Genomic DNA, 3,581 nt, shown 5'->3' on the forward strand with positions numbered 1-3,581 from the left:
CTGCGGCATCAACCCGGGGCTGACGACCGCCGCGACCGGCTTCCACTTCGCCCGCCCCGGCAACCGCTTCTGGCCCGTGCTGCACGCCTCGGGCTTCACGCCCCGGCAGCTGAAGCCCTCGGAGCAGGGCGAGTTGATCTCGTACGGGCTCGGCATCACCAACGTCGCGGCGCGGGCGAGCGCGCGAGCCGACGAGCTGAGCGCCGAGGAGTTCCGCGAGGGCGGCCGGATTCTCACCGAGAAGGTGCGGCGGTTGCGGCCGGAGTGGCTGGCCGTGGTCGGCGTGACCGCGTACCGGGCCGCCTTCGACGACAAGAAGGCCAAAATCGGCCCGCAGGAGCGCACGATCGGGGACACGAAGGTCTGGGCGCTGCCCAACCCGAGCGGCCTCAACGCGCATTGGACGCTCCGGACGATGGCGGAGGAGTTCGGACGGCTGCGCGCGGCGGCCGAGGGCTGAGCCGCCACCAGGTGGTCGGTGAGGTCCAGCCGCCCGCGCTCGCCCCAGCGGATCGTCAGCACCACGGCCAGGGCTTCCCGTTCGGCCTCGAACTCCTCCTCGGCCGCCGCGCGCCCGTGCCGTCGTCGTCCCAGAGGTACTCGCCGATCCGCAGCTCGGCCACCCTGCCCACGGGCCCGGCCGGCAGCCGGTCGATCGCGGCGAGGTGCCGGGCGATGCCTACAGCGCCAACGGTGTCCATGCTTCCATTGAACCGTCCGGGTCTGACAACGCCCCGCGTACCGGGGGCGGCTGGCCAGCCGTCAGGAGTCACGCGTCGCGCCGCTCCATCACCCGCCAGCCGGCGCACGCCACCGCGGCTGCCCACAGCGCCAGCACCGCGAGCCCGGTCCAGGGCGCGAGGCCGTCGTCGCGGACGGTGTGCAGGATCTGCTGACCTGCCGCATCCGGCAGGAACCGGGTGACCGGCTGGATCGCCGAGTCGCTGCCGAGGATCGGCGCGACGAAGCAGAGCAGCGGGATGAGCAGCCCGAGGGAGGCGACCGGGCTGCGCAGCAGCGCCGCCGTACCGGCCGACAGCACGGCCAGTAGCGCGAGGTAGAGGCCGCAGCCGACGGCAGCCCTGAGCGCGCCGGGCGATCCGAGGCCCACGCCGTCGTCACCGAGGAGGGTCTGCCCGCCGAGGAAGGAGACGAAGCCGGTGACGAGCCCGACGGCGAGGGTGAGGCCGCCGACCAGCGCCAGCTTGCCGCCGTAGAACAGGCCCCTCGGCGGCGGAGCGGCTGACGACGCTGGAGGAGCGTACGGAGCGCCTGTTGGAGCACAACCGGCTGGCCCGCGAGCTGCACGACTCGATCGGGCACGCGCTGACCGTCGCGGTGGTGCAGGCGGGCGCGGCGCGGACGGCCGGGTCGGCGGAGTTCACCGAGCGGGCGCTCGCCGCCATCGAGGACACCGGGCGGCACGCGCTGGAGGATCTGGAGCGGGTGCTGCGGCTGCTCCGCGCGGACACCCCGCGGAGCACCGAGGACCGGCCGACCCTCGCCGACGCCGAACGGCTGCTGGAGTCGGCCCGCGCCGCGGGCTCCGCGCTGGAGTCCGAGGTCAGCGGCCCGCTGGACGCGCTGTCCGGGCCGGTGTCGCGGGAGGGATACCGGATCGTGCAGGAGTCGCTGACGAATGTGCTGCGGCACGCGGGGCCGGTGCCGGTCGCCGTGCGCATCGCGGTCGACGGCGGGGCGCTGGAGCTGGACGTACGCAATCCGCTTCCTGCGCCGGGCTCCGCCGACCCGGCGTTTCCGGCCGCCGCCCCGGCGCGCAATGGCGGCAGCGGGCTGCGCGACATCCGGGAGCGCGCCACGCTGCTCGGCGGCGAGGCCGCCGCCGGGCCGCACGAAGGCGAATGGCGGGTCCTCGTCAGACTGCCCGTGGACGGCCTGAGCAGGGCCTAGGGTGATCCAGTGCCGATAACCGTCCTGCTGGTCGACGACGAACAACTCGTGCGCGCCGGGCTGCGCGCGATCCTCGAAGCGCAGCCGGACATCGAGGTCGTCGCGGAGGCCGCGGACGGCGCCTCGGTGGTCCCGCTGGTCCGGCAGATGCGCCCTGACGTGGTGCTGATGGACGTCCGGATGCCGCTGCTGGACGGTATCGAGGCGACCCGCGCGGTGCTGCGGTCCGTGGAGCGGCCGCCGCGCATCCTGGTCGTGACGACCTTCGAGAACGACGAGTACGTCTACGAGGCGCTGCGCGCGGGCGCGGACGGCTTCCTGCTCAAGCGCGCCCGGCCCGCCGAGATCGTGCACGCGGTACGGCTGATCGCCGAGGGCGAGTCGCTGCTGTTCCCCGCCGCCGTACGGAGCCTGGCCGCCTCGCACGGCAACCCCCGGGCGCGGGAGGCGATGGACCGGGCCGCGCTCACCGAACGGGAGGCGGAGGTGCTGCGGCTGATGGCGCGCGGACTGTCGAACGCCGAGATCGCCGAGCGGCTCTTCCTGGGCACCGAGACCGTGAAGACGCACGTCAGCTCGGTGCTCGCGAAGCTGCGGGCGCGCGACCGCACCCAGGCGGTGATCGCCGCGTATGAATCCGGCTTCGTCTCGCCGGGCTGAGCGCGGTCTCCCCTGGCTGAGCGCGGTCTCCCCTGGCTGAGCGCGCCGGAGCTCTCCCGTGCTCGCCGCGCCGCGGTCCAACGACTACCATCCGCCACACACGCGAAGCGAGGGAGACGGACGTTGGGGCGGCTCACCGGCGGGGACCCGTCCCTGCTGCGACGGATCAACTCCGCGGTGGTGCTGCGCGCGCTGCGCGCGGCGGACTCTCCCACCCTGACCGATCTGGTGCACGTCACCGGTCTGTCCCGGCCGACGGTCGAGGGCGCCGTCGAGGGCCTCATCGGGACCGGTCTGGTGGTCGGGACGGCCGCCGAGGAGGGCGGGGCTCGCCGACAGGGGCGGCCGGCCCGCCGGTTCCGGTTCCGCGCCGAGGCCGGCCATCTGATCGGCGTCGAGATCGGCCCGCACCGGGTCGCCGCGCTGCTCTCCGACCTCGACGGCCGGGTGATCGGCGCGGCCTCCCGCGCGGTCTTCGAGACCGCGTCGGCCGACGAGCGGCTGGAGAAGGTCCGGGCGGCGGTAGCCGATCTGCTGCGCCGCTCCGGAGTGGCCCGCAGCACGCTGCGCGCGGTCGGCGTCGGCAGCCCCGGCATCGTGGAGGCCGACGGGACCGTACGGCTGTGCACCGCGCTGCCCGGCTGGACGGGGCTGGCGCTCGGCGAGCGGCTGCGGCGCTCGTTCCGCTGTCCGGTGCTGGTGGAGAACGACGCGAACACCGCCGCCGTGGCCGAGCACTGGAAGGGCGTGGCGGTCGAGTCGGACGACATCGTGTTCGTGCTGGCCGGGCTGAGCCCGGGGGCGGGCTCGCTCATCGGGGGCCGGCTGCACCGCGGTTACGGCGGCGCGGCCGGGGAGATCGGCGCGCTGCACCTGCTGGGCCGCGAGGCGACACCGGAGCAGGTGCTGTCCACGACCGGGGAGCCGCTGCATCCGCTGGACGAGGCGCAGGCGGCGCGGGTGTTCGCCCTGGCGCGGGACGGCGACGAGCGGGCCTCACAGGCTGTCGG

Annotated in this window: 5 protein-coding genes and 1 pseudogene; 4 read left to right on the forward strand and 2 right to left on the reverse strand. The window is 74.8% G+C overall.

All coding sequences use genetic code 11. The features are described 5' to 3' along the window. On the forward strand, window positions 1-460 hold a 460-nt coding region (mug, locus tag QMK28_RS33680; RefSeq protein ID WP_326443495.1), incomplete at its 5' end, for a G/U mismatch-specific DNA glycosylase. Between the two features lie 55 nt (window positions 461-515). On the opposite strand, the gene QMK28_RS33685 is transcribed toward mug, so the two are convergent. Continuing rightward, the gene (locus QMK28_RS33685) at window positions 516-701 is read right to left on the reverse strand and encodes a hypothetical protein (protein ID WP_326443497.1); all 186 of its coding nucleotides are present in this window, start codon (window positions 699-701) and stop codon (window positions 516-518) included. A gap of 68 nt (window positions 702-769) precedes the next feature. Continuing rightward, a complete protein-coding gene (locus QMK28_RS33690; RefSeq protein WP_326443498.1) occupies window positions 770-1,111 on the reverse strand; it encodes a hypothetical protein in 342 nt (113 codons plus the stop codon). Between the two features lie 98 nt (window positions 1,112-1,209). Here QMK28_RS33690 and QMK28_RS33695 point away from each other — a divergent pair. The 3 genes and pseudogenes from QMK28_RS33695 to QMK28_RS33705 form a co-directional block, all read left to right on the forward strand. Continuing rightward, window positions 1,210-1,911: pseudogene (locus tag QMK28_RS33695) on the forward strand (sensor histidine kinase); the annotation flags it as partial. Between the two features lie 9 nt (window positions 1,912-1,920). Then, window positions 1,921-2,571, forward strand: coding sequence for a response regulator transcription factor (locus QMK28_RS33700; RefSeq protein ID WP_326443500.1), 651 nt, complete (start codon window positions 1,921-1,923; stop codon window positions 2,569-2,571). Window positions 2,572-2,694: 123 nt separating this feature from the next. Next, the coding region (locus QMK28_RS33705; protein ID WP_326443501.1) for an ROK family protein at window positions 2,695-3,581 on the forward strand (887 nt) is incomplete at its 3' end.

It is taken from the genome of Streptomyces sp. H27-D2, assembly GCF_035828615.1.
In the GTDB taxonomy this organism is placed as follows: domain Bacteria; phylum Actinomycetota; class Actinomycetes; order Streptomycetales; family Streptomycetaceae; genus Streptomyces.

What these genes read in the sequence shown, in the direction of transcription:
- QMK28_RS33685 (WP_326443497.1), bottom strand. Translation starts at nt 701, where the DNA reads ATGGACACCGTTGGCGCTGTAGGCATCGCCCGGCACCTCGCCGCGATC.